18 protein-coding genes and 1 tRNA gene are annotated in these 22,842 nt (G+C 63.0%); 13 read left to right on the forward strand and 6 right to left on the reverse strand.

Annotated features, from left to right (window positions below):
- The 7 genes from Q8O80_RS05890 to Q8O80_RS05920 all read left to right on the forward strand — a co-directional run.
- Window positions 1-2,112: bifunctional diguanylate cyclase/phosphodiesterase (locus tag Q8O80_RS05890; protein WP_305577915.1), on the forward strand; the 2,112-nt coding region annotated here is incomplete at its 5' end.
- Between the two features lie 245 nt (window positions 2,113-2,357).
- On the forward strand, window positions 2,358-5,117 hold the full coding sequence (gene gyrA / locus Q8O80_RS05895; RefSeq protein ID WP_371136122.1) for a DNA gyrase subunit A: 2,760 nt from the start codon (window positions 2,358-2,360) through the stop codon (window positions 5,115-5,117).
- A 96-nt stretch (window positions 5,118-5,213) separates the two neighbouring features.
- A complete protein-coding gene (locus tag Q8O80_RS05900) occupies window positions 5,214-5,834 on the forward strand; it encodes a LysE family translocator (RefSeq protein ID WP_305577919.1) in 621 nt (206 codons plus the stop codon).
- Window positions 5,835-5,904: 70 nt separating this feature from the next.
- Window positions 5,905-7,119, forward strand: a complete 1,215-nt coding sequence (locus Q8O80_RS05905; protein ID WP_305577922.1) for an MFS transporter — start codon at window positions 5,905-5,907, stop codon at window positions 7,117-7,119.
- Between the two features lie 32 nt (window positions 7,120-7,151).
- Entirely contained in the window at window positions 7,152-7,640 is a 489-nt protein-coding gene (gene coaD / locus Q8O80_RS05910) for a pantetheine-phosphate adenylyltransferase (RefSeq protein WP_305577924.1), read from the forward strand.
- 2 nt (window positions 7,641-7,642) lie between these two features.
- Window positions 7,643-8,230: a peptidylprolyl isomerase gene (locus tag Q8O80_RS05915; protein WP_305577926.1), complete on the forward strand. Its 588-nt coding sequence runs from the start codon at window positions 7,643-7,645 to the stop codon at window positions 8,228-8,230.
- A 196-nt stretch (window positions 8,231-8,426) separates the two neighbouring features.
- Window positions 8,427-8,906, forward strand: coding sequence for a peptidylprolyl isomerase (locus Q8O80_RS05920; protein ID WP_305577928.1), 480 nt, complete (start codon window positions 8,427-8,429; stop codon window positions 8,904-8,906).
- A gap of 178 nt (window positions 8,907-9,084) precedes the next feature.
- Here the strand turns inward: Q8O80_RS05920 and Q8O80_RS05925 are convergent, their stop codons facing one another.
- Both Q8O80_RS05925 and Q8O80_RS05930 read right to left on the reverse strand, forming a co-directional pair.
- Entirely contained in the window at window positions 9,085-9,942 is an 858-nt protein-coding gene (locus tag Q8O80_RS05925; protein ID WP_305577930.1) for a 3-hydroxyacyl-CoA dehydrogenase, read from the reverse strand.
- Window positions 9,939-10,598, reverse strand: coding sequence for a TetR/AcrR family transcriptional regulator (locus Q8O80_RS05930; protein ID WP_305577932.1), 660 nt, complete (start codon window positions 10,596-10,598; stop codon window positions 9,939-9,941). The genes Q8O80_RS05925 and Q8O80_RS05930 overlap by 4 nt, the downstream gene beginning before the upstream one ends.
- Before the next feature lie 143 nt (window positions 10,599-10,741).
- On the opposite strand from Q8O80_RS05930, the gene queA reads away from it, so the two are divergent.
- From queA to map, 4 genes are read left to right on the forward strand one after another with little or no spacing between them, the layout of a single operon-like run.
- Window positions 10,742-11,803: a tRNA preQ1(34) S-adenosylmethionine ribosyltransferase-isomerase QueA gene (gene queA / locus Q8O80_RS05935; RefSeq protein ID WP_305577934.1), complete on the forward strand. Its 1,062-nt coding sequence runs from the start codon at window positions 10,742-10,744 to the stop codon at window positions 11,801-11,803.
- Between the two features lie 59 nt (window positions 11,804-11,862).
- On the forward strand, window positions 11,863-13,002 hold the full coding sequence (tgt, locus tag Q8O80_RS05940; protein WP_305577936.1) for a tRNA guanosine(34) transglycosylase Tgt: 1,140 nt from the start codon (window positions 11,863-11,865) through the stop codon (window positions 13,000-13,002).
- A 22-nt stretch (window positions 13,003-13,024) separates the two neighbouring features.
- On the forward strand, window positions 13,025-14,665 hold the full coding sequence (gene pgi, locus Q8O80_RS05945) for a glucose-6-phosphate isomerase (RefSeq protein WP_305577938.1): 1,641 nt from the start codon (window positions 13,025-13,027) through the stop codon (window positions 14,663-14,665).
- A 4-nt stretch (window positions 14,666-14,669) separates the two neighbouring features.
- Window positions 14,670-15,425, forward strand: a complete 756-nt coding sequence (gene map / locus Q8O80_RS05950; RefSeq protein WP_305577940.1) for a type I methionyl aminopeptidase — start codon at window positions 14,670-14,672, stop codon at window positions 15,423-15,425.
- 160 nt (window positions 15,426-15,585) lie between these two features.
- Here map and Q8O80_RS05955 read toward each other — a convergent pair whose 3' ends face one another.
- From Q8O80_RS05955 to Q8O80_RS05965, 3 genes are all read right to left on the reverse strand, one after another.
- The gene (locus Q8O80_RS05955; protein WP_305577942.1) at window positions 15,586-16,113 is read right to left on the reverse strand and encodes a hypothetical protein; all 528 of its coding nucleotides are present in this window, start codon (window positions 16,111-16,113) and stop codon (window positions 15,586-15,588) included.
- A 33-nt stretch (window positions 16,114-16,146) separates the two neighbouring features.
- Window positions 16,147-16,221, reverse strand: a tRNA-Lys gene (locus Q8O80_RS05960).
- 78 nt (window positions 16,222-16,299) lie between these two features.
- A complete protein-coding gene (locus Q8O80_RS05965) occupies window positions 16,300-17,079 on the reverse strand; it encodes a hypothetical protein (RefSeq protein ID WP_305577944.1) in 780 nt (259 codons plus the stop codon).
- A 142-nt stretch (window positions 17,080-17,221) separates the two neighbouring features.
- Here Q8O80_RS05965 and glmU point away from each other — a divergent pair, with 142 nt between their 5' ends.
- Both glmU and glmS read left to right on the forward strand, forming a co-directional pair.
- On the forward strand, window positions 17,222-18,577 hold the full coding sequence (gene glmU, locus Q8O80_RS05970; protein WP_305577946.1) for a bifunctional UDP-N-acetylglucosamine diphosphorylase/glucosamine-1-phosphate N-acetyltransferase GlmU: 1,356 nt from the start codon (window positions 17,222-17,224) through the stop codon (window positions 18,575-18,577).
- A 2-nt stretch (window positions 18,578-18,579) separates the two neighbouring features.
- The gene (gene glmS / locus Q8O80_RS05975) at window positions 18,580-20,406 is read left to right on the forward strand and encodes a glutamine--fructose-6-phosphate transaminase (isomerizing) (protein ID WP_305577948.1); all 1,827 of its coding nucleotides are present in this window, start codon (window positions 18,580-18,582) and stop codon (window positions 20,404-20,406) included.
- A gap of 117 nt (window positions 20,407-20,523) precedes the next feature.
- On the opposite strand, the gene recG is transcribed toward glmS, so the two are convergent.
- Window positions 20,524-22,632 carry an ATP-dependent DNA helicase RecG gene (gene recG / locus Q8O80_RS05980; RefSeq protein ID WP_305577951.1) on the reverse strand — a complete coding sequence of 703 codons (2,109 nt, stop codon included), beginning with the start codon at window positions 22,630-22,632 and terminating at the stop codon, window positions 20,524-20,526.
- Window positions 22,633-22,842: the final 210 nt, after the last annotated feature.

Below are 22,842 nucleotides of genomic sequence, written 5' to 3' on the forward strand. Positions count from 1 at the left end.
TGGCCCTGGCCGCGCACTGTCCACGCCGAATTGCTCGATCGCCTGATGGCCTATGGGGCGCTCGACGTCGTGTTCGATATCGATTTCAGCGTGGCGTCCACCCCCGCCGCCGATGCGGCCTTCGCGGCGGCCTTGGAGCGGGCCGGGGGCTACGCTTATCTGGCGGCGTTCCAGCAGAACTCAACGAGCGGCGAAATCCTGCTCAACCGGCCCCTGCCACAGTTGGAGGCGCTGGCCCGGCCAGTACTGGTCAATGTGGATGGCGACGGCACCAGCCTACTGAGATCGGTGCCGGCCATGTTGTGGTCGATCCCCTCGGTGCCGTTGACCCTGGTGCCGGATTCCGAACTGGCCACCCCATCCATCATGATCGACTACAGCATTGATCTGTCTGCCATCCCCCGCCTGTCGGTGGCCGCCATTCTCGATGGCTCGGCAGATCCCGCCCTGCTGAATGGCAAGCAGGTGATCATCGGCGCCAGCGCCATCGAGTTGCGCGACTTTTTCCGGGTGCCGCGTTTCGGTGTCATCGAAGGCAGCATGGTGCAGATTGCGGCCACCGAAACGCTCAAGGCGGGACGGGCACTGACCGATTGGGGAATTTATCCGGCAGGTCTGCTGGGTTTGCTGATGGCTTGCATCCTGGCGCTGACGCAGCGGCGATTTTCGCTGCCCCAGCAGGCCGCCGCTGCGCTAATTGCCAGTCTCGTTGTCGAATGTGCAGCGTGGCTGGCGCTGACTCTGGCCGCCCTGGTGCTGGAGACGGCCCTGTTTCACGCCATTGTGGTCGGCGTGGTCGCCCTCGGTTTCCTTGACGAGCGGGCCCGGCGCTGGTGTCAGAGCAAGCGACAACAGGCTCGACTGGCCTATCTGGCACGCCATGACGAGGCCACCGGCGCCATGTCCCGCCATGCCTTTGTCGAGGCGGTCACTGCAGCGCCCAGCACTGGCGTGCTGGTGGTGGTCAGGCTGCAGCGGCTGGACGGTATCAATGCCAGTCTTGGACATGAAGTGTTCAATCAGGTCGCGGGAGAAGTCGTGGCGCGCCTGACCCGCCTGCACAAAGCCCTGCCGGCGCGGCTGCACAGCGATGTCTTTGCCTTTGCCATCCGCCAGGGCCACACGGGCAGCGCGATGAATCCAGCGATTGCCGAGGCCATGGCCAGGCTTGAACGGCCCTATGAAATTGCCGGGCACACCATCATGTTGAGCACCGTTTTTGGCAGTGCCGCTCTGGACAGCCCGGACAGCAGTGTCGATGCAGCGCTTCAGGACGCCGAAATCGCCTTGACGGTTGCGCAGTCCCGCCAACTGCCGACTGTGCACTACGAGGCCGCGCATGGCCACCAGATACGACACCGGCGCCTGCTCGACCTGGCCTTGCGACAGGCGCTGCAGCGCAACGAGTTCTTTCTGGTGTACCAGCCCCAGATTGAACTCAAATCGGGCAAGATGGTCGGGGTGGAAGCTCTGCTCCGCTGGCGTCACCCACAGCTTGGCCTGGTCTCGCCGGCCGAGTTCATCCCGCTGGCCGAAGAAACCGGCCTGATTGTGGAGATTGGCGACTGGATTCTGCACGAGGCATGCCGAGAGCGCGCGCAATGGCACTGGCAGGGAAAGCTATCGGTGAATATTTCCGCCCTGCAAATCACGCGTGGCGACCTGCTGGGCTCGATCAAACAGGCCCTGCAGGCCTCCGGTCTGTCGCCACAGCGACTGGACATCGAGCTCACCGAGTCGGTCGATATCGCCTCTGACCCCGCAAACCTCGATATCCTGCACCAGATCAACGCCATGGGCATTACCATCTCCATCGATGATTTCGGGACTGGCTTTTCCTCGCTGAGCTATCTGACCAGCCTGCCGCTCGACATTATCAAGCTCGATCAGTCTTTCGTCCGCAGCCTGCCCAGTCCCAAAGCTGCGGTGGTTATCGAGACGACGGTGCTGATGGCCCATCGGCTCGGCAAGATCGTGGTCGCCGAGGGTGTGGAAACGGAGGAGCAGCGCGCCTCTCTCGAGGCGGTTGGCTGCGATATTGGCCAGGGCTATCTGTTCGGCCGCCCCAGCCTAGCCAGCGCACTGGACCTGACGCTCAATTCTGCCGCCTGAAGCCGCGCCAAATCCGCGTCGGGAGCGCAGGGCGGCATGGGCGGGGCAGGCCTTTTTACCCTGCCGGTTGACCGCAAAAGCCTCTCCACAGCTTCCCCGCGCGGCAAATTGGCAATTGCTGCCGGAATCGCCTATCAATCGGGTAACAAAACCAACATAGAATCACCCCAGTGACCGATACGACCGACAACGGAACTGGCGCGCTGCCGCCCTCCGATATTTCGCTGATTTCCATCACCGATGAAATGCGGAAATCCTATCTCGATTACGCCATGAGCGTGATCGTCAGCCGCGCTCTGCCTGACGTGCGCGACGGGCTCAAGCCGGTGCATCGCCGCATCCTGTTTTCGATGAGCGAGAACGGCTACGAGTACAACAAGCCCTATCGCAAATCGGCCCGTGTGGTCGGCGACGTGATCGGCAAATACCATCCGCATGGCGACCAGTCGGTCTATATGGCGCTGGTCCGCATGGCGCAGGACTTTTCCATGGGCCAATTGCTGGTGGAAGGGCAGGGCAATTTCGGCTCGGTCGATGGCGATATGCCCGCCGCCATGCGCTATACCGAAGTGCGCATGCAGCGGGTCACCAATTCGCTGCTCGACGATCTCGACAAGGACACCGTCGATTTCCGCGACAATTATGACGGCTCCGAGCACGAGCCAACGGTCCTGCCGGCGCGCTATCCCAATATGCTGGTCAATGGCGGCGGCGGCATTGCCGTGGGCATGGCCACCAATATTCCCACCCATAATCTGGGCGAGACCATCGACGCGGCGCTGCTGGTGCTCGACAATCCATCGGTCACCTTCGACGATCTGCTGGCCGTCATGCCGGGCCCGGATTTCCCGACCGCTGGCGTAATTCTGGGCCGGGCCGGTATCCGCTCGGCCTATGAGACCGGTCGTGGCTCGGTGATGATGCGCGGTCGCGTGGCCATCGAAGAGGTCCGCAAGGAGCGCGAAGCGCTGATCATCACGGAAATTCCCTATCAGGTGAACAAGGCCTCGATGGTGGAAAAGATTGCCGAACTGGTGCGCGACAAGCGCATTGAAGGCATTGCCGACATGCGCGACGAGTCCGACCGCAACGGCATGCGCGTGGTGGTGGAAATCAAGCGCGATGCGCTGCCCGAAGTGGTGCTCAACCAGCTCTATCGCTTCACCCAGCTGCAATCCTCGTTCGGCTGCAATTTCGTGGCGCTCAATGGCGGCAAGCCGCAGCTGATGAACCTGCGCGAAATGCTGCAGGCCTTCATCGATTTCCGCCATCAGGTGGTGACGCGCCGCGCCCGCTTCCTGCTCAACAAGGCCCGCGACCGCGCCCATATCCTGGTCGGACTGGCCGTGGCCGTGGCCAATATCGACGAAGTCATCGCCCTGATCCGCACCGCGCCCGATCCGGCAACGGCGCGTGAGCAGCTGATGACCCGCCGCTGGCCCGCCCAGGACGTGGCGCCGCTGATTGCGCTGATCGATGATCCGCGCCACCGCATCAATGAAGATGGCACCTTCAACCTCTCCGAGGAGCAGGCCCGCGCCATTCTCGAACTGCGTCTGGCCCGCCTGACGGCGCTGGGTCGCGATGAAATCGGCGAGGAACTGAACGGCCTGGGCTCCCAGATCGAGGACTATCTCGATATCCTGCGCAGCCGCGAACGGGTGGTTGAAATCATCCGCCAGGAACTGACCGAGATCAAGGACCAGTTCGCCATTCCGCGCCGCACCGAAATCTCGGAATCGCTGGGCGATTTCGACGACGAGGACCTGATTGCCCGCGAAGACATGGTCGTGACCGTGAGCCACGAAGGCTATATCAAGCGCGTGCCGCTCTCGACCTATCGGGCCCAGGCCCGTGGCGGCAAGGGACGCTCGGGCATGGCCACGCGCGACGAGGATTTCGTCGCCCGGCTGTTCGTCGCCAATACTCACACCCCGGTGCTGTTCTTCACCAGCCGCGGCATTGCCTACAAGCTCAAGGTCTGGCGGCTGCCGTTGGCCCAGGCCAATGCCCGCGGCAAGGCACTGATCAACATCCTGCCGCTCGAGCAGGGCGAACGGCTGACCACCATCATGCCGCTGCCCGAGGACGAGAGCAGTTGGGCCAATCTCGACATCATGTTCGCCACCACGCGCGGCACGGTGCGCCGCAACTCGCTGGCCGACTTCATCGAAGTGCGCCAGAACGGCAAGATCGCCATGAAGCTCGACGAGGGCGACCAGATCGTTGGCGTCGAGACGGCGACGGTCAATGACGACGTGTTGCTGACCACGGCAATGGGCCAGGCGATCCGCTTCCGCACCGACGATGTGCGGCTGTTCAAGGGTCGCGATTCGATGGGCGTGCGGGGCATCAATCTGGCCAAGGACGACGTGGTCATTTCCATGGCCATCATCAACCACTCCGATGCCAGCGCCGAAGAACGCGCCGCCTATCTCAAGATGAGCCGTGCCGTACGTGGCGAAGAGCAGAGCGAAGAGACCAATGCGGACGAATCCGACGTGGTCGCCGGCGATCTGCCCCAGGAACGCTACGCCCAGATGAGTGCCACCGAGCAGCTCATCCTGACCATTTCCGAAAACGGCTATGGCAAGCGCACCTCCAGCCACGAATACCGGATCACCGCACGCGGCGGCAAAGGCATCGTCGCCATGGCGGTCAACAAGCGCAACGGCCTGCTGGTGTCGAGTTTCCCCGTGGAAGACGACGACCAGATCATGCTGATCAGCGATGGCGGCCAGACCATTCGCCTGCCAGTGGGTGGCGACAAGCCGATCCGCATCGTCAGCCGCGGCAGCCAGGGTGTCATCGTGTTTGACACCGCCGAAGGCGAGAAGGTGATGTCGGTCGAGCACATCCGCGAGCCCGAGGCTATCGATGAGGACGAAGTGGCCGAGGCTGCTGAGGGGACTGATGGCGCCGTGCCGCCCCAGAGCGCCGACGACACCACGCCGCCCGAGGCGCCGGACGCTCCCGAAGCGCCCGATGAGCCGACCGAGGAGTAGTCCCGAGCGGCAACGAATGAGAACAGGGGCGCCCACGGCGCCCCTTGTCATTTCCGGTCCACAATGGCTTGCTGAGCTTTCCCAGGAGAGTCGGCCATGTTCAGCCTCACCACCCTCATTCCCTATCTTGGCGCCTGTTTCCTGCTGGCCATCGTGCCGGGACCGACCGTCACGGTCATCGTTGCCAATGCACTGGCGCGCGGCACCGGCGCGGGCCTCGCCATTGTCGCGGGCACCCAGGCGGGCTTCCTGGTGATGACGCTGGTCGTGGCCCTGGGCATGCAGGCGCTGGTGGCGTTCATGGGCTGGGCCTTCGACTGGATCAAGCTGCTCGGCGCCGCCTACCTGGTCTGGCTGGGCTGGAAGATGTGGCGCTCCGATGGGGATCTGGGCGCCGCCCGCGCCGAAAAGACCAAGTCGCGGCGCGCCATGGCGGTCGAGGGCTTTCTCGTCATCCTCTCCAATCCCAAGGCACTGATCTTTCTCGGTGCATTCCTGCCGCAATTTGTCGACGTGACGCAGCCCACCTTTCCCCAGGTGATGGCGCTGGGCCTGTTCTTCATGCTCGTCGCCGGTTCGACGGATGCAGTCTATGCCGTTGTCGCCGGTCGCGCGCGCCACCTGCTCAGCGCTGGCCGCGTGCAGGCCATATCCCGCGTCTCGGGTCTTATCCTGATGGCCGGCGGCGTGTGGCTGGCGCTGCAGAAACGGGCCTGAACTGCTTAGGCGGCTGCCTGCCAAACTACCAGCCTGGTGGCTTGCTTTGCTGATGGGGAGATAGCAACCGATGACGCAAGCGAAAGCCGAAGGTTACCGATCTCTGCTGACGCTGCCAGCGCCCCGCCGCCTGGCGCTGGCCTGTGTCCCGGCGGATTTCGCCGACTGGCTCGACTACGCCGCCATCGTGGCGCTGCTGGTCTATGGTTGGGGGCAGGGGCCGGTCACGCTGGCGCTGTTCGCGCTGGCGCTGAGCCTGCCCTATGTCATTGTTGGCCCTCTGCTGGCCGTTTTGGTCGATCGCGCGCCGCTGCTTGGCGTGCTGTTCGCCACCAATCTCGGCCGCGCTCTGGTCACCCTCGCCTTCGCCTTTAGCGGTGATGCCGGAGTTTTGCTCGGGCTGGTATTCCTGCGCGGCTGCATCGACAGCGCCTTCACCCCAGCCCGGCAGGCCGCCATTCAGGCGACCACGCCGGTCGCGTTGCTCGGCCATGCGCAGGGACTGCATCAGGCGATCAACCAGACGTCCAAAATTGCCGGACCAGCCATCGGCGGCGCCTTGCTGGCCTTCTGGCCGGCGCAGAGCGTCTTCCTGTTCAATGGCGCGCTGTCGCTGCTGGCGGCAGTTATCATCCTGGGCGTCGCTGTGCCAGAACGCGCGACGGAAGCTAAAGGGATAGAGCCCTTCGCCACGCGTTTACTGGCCGGACTTGCCGAATTCCGGCGCAGTCGTCGGCTGCTGATCGCGTTGATCTTTTCAGCCAGCGCCTATTTTTCTTTCTTCCTCTATGACGCACTGATTGCGCTATTGGCCGAAGGGCTTGGCTTTGACGCAACAGCTTTCGGCCTGTCCATCTCGGCCTCGGGGCTCGGGGGCCTGCTCGGCGCCTTGTTGGCCGGCCGCATTGCCGCCAGCCACCCCATGCGATCGATGGCGCTGGCCGCGATGGTGTCAGGCCTTGTCACCGGCACCATTGCGCTTACTGCCATGCTGGGTGTTGCCGTGCAGCTACCGGCATTTTTGCTGGTGCTGGGGTTCATGGGCGGCGCCACGGCCTTCATGCTGGTGCCCTATCGCACCATCGTGCAGGCCGAAGCGCCTGCCGACCGGATTGCCCGGGTATTTGCCGGTGGTGAGGCGGTGATTGTCACCGCCATGCTGTCGGCCCCGTTGATCGGCAGCGCCATCGCTTCCCGTTGGGGCACCCCGGCGGCGTTTCTCACCGGTGGCGTGTTGTTGATCTTGCTGGGCGGTGCCACCCTTGCCTCGACCCGGCGCCCGTGACAAAACCGCCCTAACAACAAGGGGAGCGCGGTGTGAGCAAGCTGGTGGGGTTTTATCCGGGGTCATTTGATCCGCTGACCAATGGGCATCTGGACGTCATCGAGCGCGCCTGCAAGCTGGTGGACACGCTGGTTGTCGCCGTTGGCGTCAATCCGGGCAAGAAGACGCCGCTGTTTGCCCATGCCGATCGGTTGCTGATTCTGGAGCAGGCGCTGGGCCCGGTCGGCAGGCGTACCGACACCGAGTTCAAGATTGTCGATTTTGCCGGGCTGATGGTCAATGCCGCGCGCGAAAACGGCGCCACGCTGATCATTCGCGGGCTGCGCGACACCACCGACTACAATTATGAAATGCAGATGGTGGGCATGAACGCGCAGATGGCGCCGGACCTGCAGACGGTTTTCCTGCCCTCCAGCCCGCCCGTTCGGCATATCTCGGCCACATTGGTGCGGCAAATCGCTGAAATGGGCGGCGATATCTCCGCCTTCGTCCCGCAAATCGTTCTCAAGGCCCTGAAATAATCATGACCGCAATCACCCGTCGCCTGTTCGGCGCGCTCGTTATCGGCGCCACTGCCCTGACCGCTGCTCCTGCCTTCGCCCAGTCCGGCGCGCCCCATCTGATGCTGACGCTGGAAGCCGGCGCGGTCGATATCGAACTGCTGCCGGCCCTGGCGCCCAAGCATGTCGAGCGGATCATCGCGCTGACCGAGCAGGGTGCCTATGACGGCGTGGTGTTCCATCGCGTCATCGACGGCTTCATGGCCCAGACCGGCGACGTGAAGTTCGGCAAGACCGGCGCAGCCGATTTCGATCTGTCGCGCGCCGGCATGGGTGGCTCGGATCTGCCCGACGTCGAAGCCGAATTCAACGCCGAGAGCTTTCAGCCCGGCGCTGTTGGCGCGGCCCGCTCGCAGGACCCCAACTCGTTCAACTCCCAGTTCTTCGTGGTGACGGCCGACGCCAGCTTCCTTGATGGGCAATATACCGTGTTCGGCACGGTGATCAGCGGCATGGAGCTGATCAATGGCCTGGAAAAAGGCCCCAAGGAACAGAACGGCGCGGTCGCGAACCCCGACAAGATCGTTACCGCCAAGATCGAATATAAGTAAGCCGCACCCCCACCCAACCTCCCCCTGAAGGAGGAGGGACCGCGCGCTGGGTTTGGCTCGATTGTGCCTCAAACTCGATCTGTCCCTCCCCCTTCAGGGGGAAGATGGGAAGGGGGCTGCGATCGGCCGACCTTGCACCCGTCGCCCTTTGGCCTTACATGCGGGCCACAAATTTCCAACCGAAAGTTGCTGACACATGGCTGAATATGCGGATCCCGAAAACACCCTCGTCATTGAAACCACCCAGGGCGAAGTCGTTATCGCCATGCGGCCGGACCTGGCGCCAAACCATGTCGAGCACATCAAGAAGCTGGTACGGGAAGGCTTTTACGACGGCATCGTGTTTCACCGCGTGATCGAGGGCTTCATGGCCCAAACCGGTTGCCCCGACGGCCGCGGCACCGGCGGCTCGAAATACCCCAATCTGAAGCAGGAATTCAACGATGAGCCGCATGTGCGCGGCACCGCCTCGATGGCCCGCGCCCAGAGCCCGGACAGCGCCAATTCGCAGTTCTTCATCTGCTTCGGCGACACCCCGTTCCTCAACAAGCAGTACACTGTCTGGGGCCAGGTCATTGAAGGCATGGAGAATGTCGACAAGATCAAGCGCGGCGAGCCAGTCAGCAATCCCGACAAGATGGTCTCGGTCAAGGTTGCCGCCGACATCGCCGCCTGAGCCCGACTCATCGCGTGAATTGCAGACCCCCGGGGCATGGGCCCCGGGGGTCTTTTTTTGACGCGCTGTTGCCGGGCCGGGTAGGGAGCAGTGCTGCCGTTCCCTGGGACGATGAGGGTCCGCCTGCCAGCACTCAAAGTCGACCGGGAAAGGCCCGGCCGACGCGAAGGGTGGGGCGCTAGTTGCGCGGGTACTTGTAAAAGCCTTCGCCAGTGGTGACGCCCAGCTTGCCCTTGTCGATGTAGTTTTCCTTGAGGTAGGCGGCGAAGTTCTCCTGGCCGCTGCCGGGTGTCGAGGACACGGCATAGGCGGTGTTCAGTCCGATGATGTCGTAGATCTCAAACGGCCCCTTGGGCGATTTGGTGGCGATTTTCCAGGTTTTGTCGATCGCGTCGGGGGTGGCTACGCCCTTTACCAGCAGCTGGCCCGCTGCGGACAACAGGGGCACCAGCAGCGAATTGAGCACATAGCCCGGCTGCTCCTTGTGGATTTCGATCGGTACCATGCCGATGTCACGGGCGAACTGGACCACCGTCTGGAAGACTTCGGGCGAGGTATCTGGATGCCCCATGACCTCGGCGATATTGTTGCTCCAGATTTCATTGGCGAAGTGCAGGGCAAGGAACTTATCCGGCCGGCCGGTGGATTGCGCCATGGCGCTGGGCAGCAATGTCGAGGAATTGCTGGCAAAGATGGCTTTGGCCGGCGCCACGGCACCAAGCTTGGCGTAAATCTCCCGCTTGAGCTCGATTTTCTCGGGCACAGCCTCAATGATGAGGTCGGCGTCTTTGACCGCAGCGGCCAGATCGGTCACGAAGATCAGGCGGGACCGGGCGGCCGCGATGGTGGACTGATCTGCCCCCTTCACATCAGCAAGGTAACGCCCGGCAACATAGTCGAGAAAGGTCTTGGCCTTGACGACTGCCGCATCGCTGATGTCATAGGCGGTGACCGAAAAGCCCGTATAGGCAGTCTGGAAGGCGATCTGCGCCCCCAATACGCCTGTACCCAGCACGGTTACATTCTTGATGGTCATTTGTGGCTCCTTTGAGTGGTCGTTGATGCGTCGTCGGTGCGGCCTGTGTGACCGTTGTCGGGCTGGCCACCAGCCAGCGCCATGAAGAAGGCGAGCACCAAGCGCTCGCTGGACGTTTCGGTGTCTGCTGCGGACTGCACTGCCATACCGGTCCACAGGGCGTGCAGGCCCCTGGCCAGTTCGCGCGCGGGCAGCGCCGGGCTCAGGCCGTGGCGGCTCATCACCGCGCCGATGACGCCGCCAAGTGCATCGAGATAGCTGCTGCGCGTTGCGTCGAAGCGGGCGGCAAATGCCGGGTCGCGCAGGGCGTGCACCTGCAGTTCCACCGATAGCAATGATCCGTCGGCGTCTGCAGCAAGTTCGGAAAAATGGGTGGCCAGAGCCTGGTTGAGCTCATCAAGGTTCCCCTTGATCCTGGCATCGATCAGGGCATTGAGCTTGTCGATCTCAGCGGCCAGCTGCCGCTCCATCAGTGCTAGCAGCAACGCGTCCATATTATCGAAATTGGAATAGAACGCGCCCTGGCTGTAGCCCGCCGCCTCGCAGACCGATCGGGTCGACAGGGCCGCAATGCCCCTGCGCACGGTCAGGCTTTTGGCGGCGTTCAGCAGCTTCTCGCGTGTTTCGCGCTGGGCCTGTTTGCGGGCGGTGGCCATGAATGTCTCCTTCCCACTCAAATCTCACTTGAGATGCGAAGTTTCAAGGGCAGGGGCCGTGTATTTACGGCATGGCGGCATGACCAAGGCAGGCAGGATGGCATCGCCCTTGCGAATTTGTATCGAAATGCTAGGCAGGACCGATGCTAGTTTCCGATTTCGATTTCGTGCTCCCCGAAGAACTGATTGCCCTGCATCCCGCCGAGCCGCGCGACAGTGCGCGCCTGCTGCTGGTCGATCCGGTGGCGGGACTGAGTGATCTGCACATCCCTGACCTCCTGACCCTGCTCAGGGCCGGGGACGTGCTGGTGGTCAACGATACCCGCGTGCTGCCCGCCGAACTGCATGGCAGTCGGATACGCGGGGAGTTCCGCGCCAATATCTCGTTCAACCTGCACAAGCGCGTCGACGCCACGCAGTGGAAGGCTTTTGCCCGCCCGGCCAAGAAACTGGCCGTGGGCGATGTGCTCGAGCTGGGCAATGGTCAGGCCGATGCCCTGACGGCGCGGGTCGCCAGCAAGGGCGAGACCGGCGAAGTGACGCTGCAGTTCGATCTGGCCGGCGCGGCGCTGGACGAGGCCATCAAATCGCACGGCGCCATGCCGTTGCCGCCCTATATCGGGCTCAAGCGCGGCCTCGAGGAGCGCGACAAGGTCGACTATCAGACCGTCTATGCCGCCGAAGATGGCGCCGTGGCGGCGCCGACGGCGGGGCTGCATTTCACCGAGGACCTGCTGCAAAAGATCGCCGACATGGGCGTCAGCATTGAGCGCGTCACGCTGCATGTCGGGGCCGGGACCTTTCTGCCGATGAAGGTGGACGATACCGAGGACCATGTCATGCACGCCGAATGGGGCGAGATCGACGCGGCAACGGTGGCGCGCATCAACGCTGCCCGCGCCGCCGGCGGACGGGTTGTCGCCGTGGGGACGACAAGTCTGCGCCTGCTCGAAAGCGCCGCGCGCGCGACGGGCACGCTGGCGCCATTCTGCGGCGACACCGACATCTTCATCACCCCCGGCTACAAATTTGCCGCGGTCGACCTGCTGATGACCAATTTCCACCTGCCCAAATCGACGCTGTTCATGCTGGTCAGCGCCTTTGCCGGTTTCGACGTGATGAAGGCCGCCTATGCCCACGCGATACGTGACGGTTACCGGTTCTATTCCTACGGGGACAGCTCGCTGCTGATCCGGGCAACCTAGGGCGGCATAGCAACGCCGCCCAGTTGTGTGCCCCGCACCAACCCGCTAGAACCCGCTCCATGAGCACGACCAGCAAACAAGTTACCTTTACCCTTTCGGCCACCGATGGCCTGGCGCGGCGGGGGCGGATTGATACGCCGCGCGGCGATATCCAGACTCCGGCCTTCATGCCTGTCGGCACGGCGGGCACGGTCAAGGCCATGTATCCCGAACAGGTGCGCGAGACCGGCGCCGATATCTTGCTGGGCAATACCTATCACCTGATGCTGCGGCCCGGCGCCGAGCGGGTGGCCAGCCAGGGCGGGCTGCATGACTTCATGGATTGGCAGCGGCCGATCCTGACCGATAGCGGCGGCTTTCAGGTGATGTCGCTGGCGCAATTGCGCAAGCTGACCGAGCACGGCGTTACCTTCAAATCCCATATTGACGGGTCGAGCCATGAGCTGACGCCGGAGCGCTCGATCGAGATCCAGACGCTGCTCGACAGCGATATCATCATGCAGCTCGACGAATGCATCAAGCTGCCCGCCGAGCGCACGGAAATCGAGCGCGCGATGGAGCTGTCGCTGCGTTGGGCCGACCGCTCCAAGACGGCGTTCAACAACCAGCAGAACCGGGCGCTGTTCGGCATTGTGCAGGGCGGCGACGACGCCGATCTGCGCCTGCGCTCGGCCCAGGGGCTGAAGTCGATCGGCTTTGACGGCTATGCCGTGGGGGGGCTGGCCGTCGGCGAGCCGCAGGACGTGATGTTCCGGGTGCTCGAAGAGATCACCCCCGAACTGCCGACCGACCGGCCGCGCTATCTGATGGGCGTCGGCAAGCCGGACGATATTCTGGGCGCCATCGGCCGGGGCATCGACATGTTCGACTGCGTCCACCCCACGCGTGCCGGCCGGCATGGCCACGTTTACAGCCGCTTTGGTGTCATCAATCTGAAGAATGCCCGGCATAGGGATGACCATCGGCCGATCGACGAGGCCTCGCCCAACCCCAATTGCCGCCGCTGGAGCCGCGCCTATTTGCATCATCTCGTTAAGACAGAAGAGATTTTGGGCGCAATGATCCTTTCCCAGATCAATCTGGCCTATTATCAAGAGCTGGTGCAGGGCTGTCGCGGTGCGATCGAAGGCGGCCGCTTTACCGATTATGCGGCAGAAACGCGCGCGGCCTGGGCCGCTGGCGATCTGCCGGTTCTCTGATTTCCTGAAGGGCTTCTTCGACATGGCTAAACCTGGACGCAAGGCAAGTTTTTCGAACCTGGGCAAGCACCGCAAGCGGCTCGAAGAGCAGCCGATGCGCGTGCAGTTCGCCGTCGACCCCAACCGCTTCAAGCGCTATTCGACCAGCGGCGCCGGCATCCTGCTCGATTATTCCAAGAACCGCATCGACGAAGACGCCATGGCCGCGCTGTTCGATCTGGCGCGCGCTGCCGGGGTCGAGGAACGGCGCGACCAGATGTGCGAAGGCGTGCACATCAACCTCACCGAAGACCGCGCCGTCATGCATATGGCGCTGCGCTATCAGGGCGATCAGCCGGTGCCGGTGGACGGCAAGGACGTCATGCCTGACGTGCGCGCCGTGCTGGCGGCGATGGAAAGCTACAGCAACGATATCCGCAGCGGCGCCATTCGCGGCCATGGCGGCGCCCAGTTCACCGATATCGTCAATATCGGCATTGGCGGCTCCGACCTCGGTCCGGCCATGGTGACGCTGGCGCTCGAACCCTATACGCGCGCCGATCTGCGGGCCCATTATGTGTCCAATGTCGATGGCGCCCATATCCACGATGTGCTCAATCGGCTTGACCCCAAGTCGACACTGTTCATCATCGCTTCCAAGACCTTCAGCACCGACGAAACCATGACCAATGCCGGCACGGCGCGCGATTGGGTCGCCGATACGCTGGGCGAAGAGGCGGTGCCGAACCATTTCGCGGCGGTCTCGACCAATATCCCGGCCTGCGCCAAGTTCGGCATCCGTGAAGACCGCATCTTTGGCTTCTGGGACTGGGTTGGCGGGCGCTATTCGGTATGGTCGGCCATTGGCCTGCCGATCGCCATTGCCGTGGGCTACGACAATTTTGCCAAGTTCCTCAAAGGCGCCGACGCCATGGACCGGCATTTCCTCAGCGCGCCGCTGGAGGAAAACCTGCCGGCAATCATGGCCGTGCTGGGCGTGTGGTATCGCAATGTCTGGGGCTTTTCGACCCATGCCGTGCTGCCCTATGACCAGCGGCTGGGCCGTTTTGCCGCCTATCTGCAGCAGCAGGACATGGAATCCAACGGCAAATCGGTCACCTTGGCCGGCAAGCCCGTCGGCTGGTCAACCGGCCCGATCGTCTGGGGCGAGCCCGGCACCAATGGCCAGCATGCCTTTTACCAGCTGATCCATCAGGGCACCGACGTGATCCCCTGCGACTTCCTGATCGCCGCCAAGCCACATGAAAGCCTACCGCCGCACCATGACAAGCTGGTGGCCAATGTCCTGGCGCAGTCCGAGGCGCTGATGCTGGGCAAGACGGCCGAGGAAGTGGTCGCCGAACTCAAGGCGCAGGGCCTGAGCAAGGCCCAGATCAAAGAGCTGACACCGCACAAGGTTTTCCCGGGCAATCGCCCGTCCAACACGCTGTTTTACGAGCAGCTGACGCCGGAAACGCTGGGGTCGCTGGTGGCGCTCTATGAGCACAAGGTGTTCATCCAGGGCGTGATCTGGAACGTCAATTCCTATGATCAGTGGGGCGTGGAGCTGGGCAAGCAGCTGGCCAAGGCGCTGCTGCCCAAGGTGGAAGGCAGCCAGAGCGGGGAAGGGCACGATAGCTCGACCCGGGGTCTGCTCGCCTATTATCTGGCCAACAAGGGCTGATCACTTGACCATCACCACCGAAGAACAGCTTGAAAAGCTCAAGGCCATCGGCCGGATCTGCGCCCTGACCCGCGACGCCATGGCGTCGGCCATGCGTGTGGGCATGACAACCCTCGAGCTTGATGAGATCGGCCGCAAGCTGCTGACTGAACACGGCGCCTTGTCGGCTCCGGAAGTGACCTATGATTTCCCTGGCGCGACCTGCATTTCGGTCAATGAGGAAATCGCCCACGGCATTCCGGGCGATCGGGTGCTGGGCGCGGGTGACCTGGTCAATATCGACGTTTCCGCCGTCAAGGACGGCGTCTTTGCCGATTGTGGTTCATCCTTCATCCTGGGTGAGGGCGACCGGCGCCTGGTGACGCTGTGCCGCGACGGCAAAAAGGCCATGTGGGCCGGCATTCGCGCGGTCAAGGCCGGGGCGCCACTGGCCGATATCGGCACCGCCATCGGCCAGTTTGCCAAGAAGGGCGGCTATACGCTGATCGGCAATCTGGCCAGCCATGGCGTTGGCGACAGTCTGCACGACGAGCCCGGCGAGATTGCCACCTGGCCCGACAGGTCCGAGCGCCGGCGCATGACCGACGGGCTGGTATTCACCATCGAGCCGTTCCTGTCGCTGGGCGGACGCATGGCCGATCAGAAGTCAGCCGACGATGAATGGACCCTCACCAGCAAGCCTTCGGCGCCTTGCGTGCAATATGAACACACGGTCGTGGCGACGCCACGCGGGGCCATTGTGGTGACACTGGCGGCCTAGGCTGGATACTCAGGTGACAACCGGATTGCCCTGGCCCCTTGAGGAAAGGGATGGATTTCTGCGCCTTCCATCCAGCGCCAATGGATGGCACGAGACCCCTCATCCGCTCTTCGGGCACCTTGTCCCGCAAGGGGAGCATGAAGAGAGCCGCAAGAGCGCGCTAAAGCCACACCAGCAGCATCGGGCCCATCACCACCATACCGACCGCCACCACATAGCGCAGATTGCCCAATTGGCGCAGGCTGGGCAGGCTGAGAAATGACGACAGCAGCAGAAAGCCGAGCAGGGCGACAAAGACTGGGGTAAGCGGCGTCAGATGGATCGCCGCGCCTTCGGTCAGTTGCAGATAGATCATGTGGCCGCCGACAAAGCCGAGCAGGGCCGTTATCACCACGGTGACGGCCTTGGCGGTGATCAGCAGGGCCATGTCGATGGTGTGGGCCGTCAGCAGCAGCGCCAGGCCGGTGGCGGTGACATGCACGGCCGCCAGGGTGGGCAGGATCTGGTTGTGGGCCAGCAGGGGCACCATTTCCGGCGGCGCACTGAGCGGCAGCGAACCGATCATCGGCAGGTTGGCGCCATATTGGGCCAGCAGGTAAATGACATAGAGCATCACCAGCGTGCTGGCGGCAAAGGTCACCAGCGTCGCGGCGAGGACCTTGAGCAGATCGATGGTATCCTGTGACACTGCAGGGGCCCGATCAGATGAAGGAAGAAAGCTTGGTATGCCGGGAGGGGGTCGAACCCTCGACCATTCGATTAAAAGTCGAATGCTCTACCACTGAGCTACCGGCACGCACCAAGAATGACGCCATGGGCGTCGCGGCGGAACATAGAGACGTGGCTTGCGCTGTCAACCGCAATTGCGAGGTTCTCAGTCGCCCAGCGGCGTTCCGGTATAGGGCATGGGTAGACATGAAATTGAAATCCGCTCCAGTCGAACACACAATGCGGTAGCCTCGGAGAGTTCGGCAATGGGACCGAGGACAATGCGCTTGTTGGCGTCAGTGTCGGTGTCGGCCAGAACCGGCGACAGGCCAAACAGCAAGGGCCCCAGCTTCATCGACAACTCGTTCCAGGCGCCGCGGGCCTGGTCGGCGGGTACGGCTGTGCCCAGCGCAATGCCGAAGGCGGAACTGTCTGGCTGGGACAGGCTGGCCGCCTCCAGTGGTTCAGGCAGAGCCTGAGTCTGATCGCTGGAGGGGGATGCGGCGGCCATGGGCTGCTGGCGGATCATTACCGAGCCGCCATCAGCATCGTAAACCAGCGCCTCGCCAATCGAGGCGGTTACCGCGGAGCGGTCAATCTGGGCGGTGTCGGGCAGCGCTTCAAGCAGGTGGGGCAGGCTGACCTCCAGCGCGCCCACCCGATGCTGGACGGCGTTGCCTTGCTGCTCAATCAGCGCAAAGCGGCTGGTCAACACAGTATTGTCGCGTTTGAGCTGCAGCGTCTGCGCGCGAAGATCGGCGACCTGCAGCCGCAATTGATCCAGGGAGGCGCCTTCAATGCGGGTCTTGTGCAGCCCGCCCAGAATGCCAGAAGGGATCGTGGCCGAAATATTGGCCCCCAGCACCGCAATAGCGCCGAACACCAGCGCCACGACGGCCCAAGTGGTCACGTCCGACTGCCGGAACTGTTCCGATGCCTTGGCCAATATCAAAAACCCCGAGAGCGCAGTCGAATCAGATATTGCGCAGTGATAGAACAATGGGGCCCTGCTTAGGGGTTCGCCAACTCTTGTTTGCCATAAATCTGTGCAGATGCGCAGGAATAGCCAGTGCGCGGTGGAGACTACCATGACCGAATTGCTGTCGATCATTCTGGCTGCTGGCGAAGGCACCCGCATGCGCTCGGCGCTACCCAAGGTTTTGCATCCTGTTGGCGGGTTGCCGATTATCGGACACGTTGCCCAAGCCGCGCGCGATGCCGGCTCCAGCCAGATTGCGCTGGTGACCGGCCCAAAGCACGAGGCCATTCGTGCGGCGGTGTCGGCTATGCAGCCCGATGTCGTGCATTTTGAGCAGACCGAGGCCAAGGGAACAGCCCATGCCGCCGCCATGGCGCGTGACCTGTTTGCCAAGGCGCAGGGCTATGTGGCCGTGGTCTATGGTGATCACCCGCGCCTGCGTGGCGAGAATTTCAGGGTTGTCCTCGATCGACTTGATGCCGGTCTGGATGTGGCCATTCTCGGCTTTGAGCCCAAGGACCCCACCGGCTATGGTCGGTTCATCACCGATGGCGAGACCCTGCTGGCCATCCGCGAGCACAAGGACGCGACGGAAGAGGAGCGCGGCATCGGGCTGTGCAATGCCTGCATTCTGGCGTTCCGCGCCGATGTGTTCCGCGAGCTGATCGACAAGGTCGACAACAACAACGTCCAGAACGAGTACTATCTGGGCGATCTGGTCGGGCTGGCCAACAAGGCTGGCAAGAAGGTCGGTTTCGGTATCGCTCCGGAAGACGACGTTATTGGTGTCAATGACCGCAGCCAGCTGGCTCATGCCGAAGCCCTGTTTCAGGAGATGCGGCGTGACGATTTCATGAAGGCCGGCGTGACGCTCAAGGACCCCGGCAGCGTCTGGTTTTCCTATGACACCGAAATCGCCCAGGATGTGACCATTGAACCCAACGTGGTGTTTGGACCGGGCGTCAGGATCGAGAGCGGCGCGGTGATCCACGCCTTCAGCCATATCGAGGGGGCCCATGTCGGCCCCAACAGTTCGGTGGGGCCATTTGCGCGGTTGCGTCCCGGCGCCAATCTGGCCGAGGGCGCCAAGATCGGCAATTTTGTCGAGATCAAGCAGGCCGAGATCGGCAAGGGCGCCAAGGTCAGCCATCTCAGCTATATCGGCGACGCGAGCATCGGCAGCGAGGTGAACATCGGCGCCGGGGTGATCACCGTCAATTATGATGGCTATAACAAGCACCGCACAAATGTCGGTGACAATGCCTTTATCGGCTCCAATAGTTCGCTGGTGGCGCCCCTTACCATTGGCACAAGCGCGCTGGTCGGCAGTGGCAGTGTGATCACCGAGGATGTGGAAGCCGATGCTCTGGCGCTGGGCCGCAGTCGTCAGGTCAACAAACCGGGTCGTGCCAAAGAGATTTTTGCGGCTGCCAAGGCCAAGAAACAGAACAAGAAGGGCCTGTAGCCATGTGCGGGATCGTCGGTATTGTCGGCAACGAGCCCGTGGCCGTTCGCCTGGTGGATGCGCTCAAGCGGCTGGAATATCGCGGCTATGACAGCGCTGGTGTCGCCACGCTGCAAGGCGGCGAGATTGCCCGGCGCCGGGCCGAAGGCAAGCTGGTCAATCTGGCGCAGAAGCTTGATGCCGAGCCGATGAGCGGCCAGATCGGCATTGGCCATACCCGCTGGGCCACCCATGGCGCGCCCACCGAAGGCAATGCCCATCCCCATGTCACCGACCGGGTGGCCGTGGTGCATAATGGCATTATCGAGAATTACCGCGAGATGCTGCTCGATCTGGCCAAGGACGGCTATCTGCCCGATACCCAGACCGACACCGAAGCGGTTGCCCTGTGGGCCAGCCGCGAACTGGCCAATGGTGCCGACCCCGAGCAGGCCGTGTCGCGGACGCTCAAGAAGCTGCGTGGCGCCTTTGCCCTGGCCTTCATGTTCCATGGCCGCGAGGATCTGCTGATCGCGGCCCGCCATGGCGCGCCCTTGGCCATCGGCTATGGCAATGGCGAGATGTATCTGGGTTCGGACGCCATGGCGATGGCGCCGTTCACCTCGCGCCTGAGCTATCTTGAGGATGGCGATTGGGCGGTGATCACCCATAGCGGCGTCACTATTCGTGACCGCAGTGACGCCATTGTCGAGCGCGATCAACTGGTGTCACTCACCTCGGCCGCCATGGTCGACAAGGGCAATCATCGCCACTTCATGGCCAAGGAAATCTACGAGCAGCCCGAAACCATCGGTCACACGCTGAGCCATTATGTGGATATGGGCACTGAGAGAGTGGCCATTCGCGAGGCGCTGCCGTTCAACTTTGCCGATCTCAGCCGGTTGACCATCAGCGCCTGCGGTACGGCCTATCTGGCGGGCGCCGTGGCGAAATACTGGTTTGAGCGCTATGCCCGGCTGCCGGTCGATATCGATGTGGCCTCCGAATTCCGCTATCGCGAGCCGCCATTGGAAAAGAACGGCCTGTCGCTGTTCATTTCGCAGTCGGGTGAGACCGCCGATACGCTGGCGGCGCTGCGCTACTGCGCCAGCCAGGGCCAGCACGTCGCGGCACTGGTCAATACGCTGGAATCCACCATTGCCCGCGAATCCGACGTGGTATTTCCCATTCTGTGCGGCCCCGAAATTGGTGTGGCCTCGACCAAGGCGCTGACGGCGCAACTGACCGCCCTGGCCAGTCTGGCCATTGCCGCTGGCCGCGCCCGTGGCGTGCTGAGCGCCGAGCAGGAAACCGACATGGTGCAGGCGCTGATCGGCCTGCCGACGGCGGTGTCGGCTGCCCTGGGCACTGAAGATCAGATCATGGAAATCGCCAAGCGGTTGAGCAAGGCCAAGGATGTGCTCTATCTGGGGCGGGGGCCGATGTTCCCTATCGCCATGGAAGGCGCGCTCAAGCTCAAGGAAATCAGCTATATCCACGCCGAAGGTTATGCGGCAGGTGAACTCAAGCACGGCCCCATTGCCTTGGTGGACGAAGCCATGCCGGTGATCGTGGTGGCGCCGTCCGACGAGCTGGTCGACAAGACCTTGTCCAACATGCAGGAAGTGGCGGCACGGGGCGGCAAGATCATCCTGATCACCGACGCCCAGGGCGCCGAAACGGTCGGCCAGGGCGTGGCCGACGTGATTCTGATCCCGCATGTGTCGAGCTTTGTGGCGCCGATCCTGGCCACCATTCCGGTGCAGTTGCTCGCCTATCACACGGCGGTGTTCATGGGCACGGACGTGGACCAGCCAAGGAATCTGGCGAAGTCGGTGACGGTGGAGTAGGCGTCAGTCGTCGGGGATCAGCCGCTTGCCGTAACAGGCGGCTGTTTCGGGCGAAAATCCGGCCGTGTTGCAGAAGTCTGCTGCCGGGTTGCCGGCGCGCACCATGATCTGCATGCCTTACCCTGCCCGGATCAGCGGAATCGCCAGGTCTTTTCTGAACAGATACAAGGCCGTGCGCGCCGCTTCGCCTTCCGGGCCAGCAAGGCCTGGATTGCGCGCCAACAGGGCCTTGGCATCGTCATGGGCGAAATCGAGCAGATGGCGGTGCACATCGGGCACGGCGAGCCGATAGCCGGGCATGCCGGACTGCCTTGTGCCCAGCACGTCGCCCTGGCCGCGCAGTTCCAGATCGCGCTCGGCAATGACAAAACCGTCCTCGGTGGATTTGATCGTGTCGAGCCGAGCCCTGGCGGTTTCGCTCAGATTGCCCTTATAGAGCAAAAGGCATGACGAGCGGGTCGAGCCCCGCCCGACGCGACCGCGCAGCTGGTGCAGCTGGGCCAGGCCAAAACGCTCGGCGTGTTCGATGATCATGATCGAGGCATTGGGGACGTCGACGCCGACCTCGATGACGGTGGTGGCGACCAGGAGCTTGAGTTCATTGGCCGCGAAGCGGGTCATCACCGCCTGTTTGGCAGCGGCGCTCATCCGGCCATGCACCAGCGCCACCTGATCGCCGAACACTTTTTGCAGTTCGGCAAAGCGGTCCTCGGCGGCGACCACATCAAGATGTTCGCTTTCCTCGACCAGCGGACAGACCCAGAAGGCCTGCGCACCCTCGTGCAGCCGTGCCTGCAGCCGGGCGACGACGCGATCATAGTCGCCAATGGATAACACAGCCGTATCAATGGGTTGGCGGCCCTTCGGCTTTTCACGCAGAATGCTGACATCCATGTCGCCAAAATGGGTCAGCACCAGCGTGCGCGGAATCGGGGTGGCCGTCATCACCAGCAGGTCGGTGTGCTTACCCTTGTCCGACAGCGCCAGACGCTGATGCACGCCAAAGCGATGCTGCTCGTCGACCACCGTCAGGCCCAGATTGTGAAATTCTACGCCGGACTGGAACAGGGCGTGGGTGCCCACCACGATATCGGTCTCGCCGCTGGCGATGCCGGCCAGCTTGGCGCGGCGTTCGGCAGCAGGCATCTTGCCGGTGAGTAGTTCGCAACCGAGGCCCGCTGCATCGCAGAGCGGCTTGAGGGTCTTGAAGTGCTGCGCGGCCAGCAATTCGGTGGGCGCCATCATGGCCGACTGGGCGCCGCTCTCGACCATGGCGGCCATGGCCATCAGCGCGACAACCGTCTTGCCCGCCCCCACATCGCCCTGCAGCAGCCGCGACATACGGTCGGGCGAGGCGAGATCGGCGCGAATGTCCTCAACGGCGGCAAGTTGCCCCTCGGTGAGCGAAAAGGGCAACAGGCTGCTCACCTTGCGTGTCACCTCACCGGTGAAGGTGCGACTGATGCCGCGCGCGGCGACCATGGTGGAACGGATCAGCTGCAGGGTGAGCTGACCGACAAAATATTCATCATAGGCAAGGCGCTGCCGGGCAGGGGACCAGAGTTCGGCTTCGCCGGGCGCGTCGGGCAGATGCACCATGCGCATCGCCGCGCTGAAGCTGGGCCATTGCCGCTGCGCCATCGTGGCAGGGTCGATCCATTCGGGGATATCGGGCAGGCTGTCGAGCACCTGCCGGACGAGCTTGGCCAAAGCCTTCGAGCTCAGGCCCTGAGTGAGCGGATAGACCGGCTCGACCAGAGGCAAAGTGGCAAATTTGTCCGGCTCGACGATATAGTCGGGATGGGTGATCTGCTTCTCGCCGTTGAAAAAGCCTATCGTGCCCGAAACGTAGCGTTGTTCGCCGACCGGCAGCGCCTTTTCCACCCAGCCGCCCTGGGCGCGGAAGAACACCAATTGCACATCGCCGGTTTCATCATGGGCGAAAACCCGATGGGGCACGTGCGGCTTGCCATGCGGCGGCGGCTGGTGCCGGTCGATATGCAGCAGCAGGGTGACGATCTGGTTGAGATAGGCGTCGGCAATGCCGACCTGGCGGCGGCGATCAACCACGCCCGATGGCATGTGCATCAGAATATCGAGAGCAATGGCCTCCTGGCCGTCGGGCGCGCCGAAGAACCGCGTCAGCAGCGCAGCCAGCTTGTCGCCGACACCCTTGATGGAATGCAGCGAGCGAAACAGCGGTGAGAGAGTTTCGGGACGGGCCACGGCAGTGATTCTCCTTGCCCGGAGGCTACAGGGCGCAGCACCTGGATTGAAGGGCGGCCTTGTTCATACCCACTGCACCGGCGTTCCTAGCGGCACTAAAATTCCGCCCCGGAATTATTCGCTTGGCGAAAGGGAAATCTCTGTCCTAGATTGATAAAATTGTTCCGTTGCATCCAACCGGCTTACTCATGCGGGCGCACTGGCAGCATG

Origin of the sequence: Devosia sp. (assembly GCF_030689745.1) — a bacterium.
GTDB lineage: Bacteria > Pseudomonadota > Alphaproteobacteria > Rhizobiales > Devosiaceae > Devosia > Devosia alba.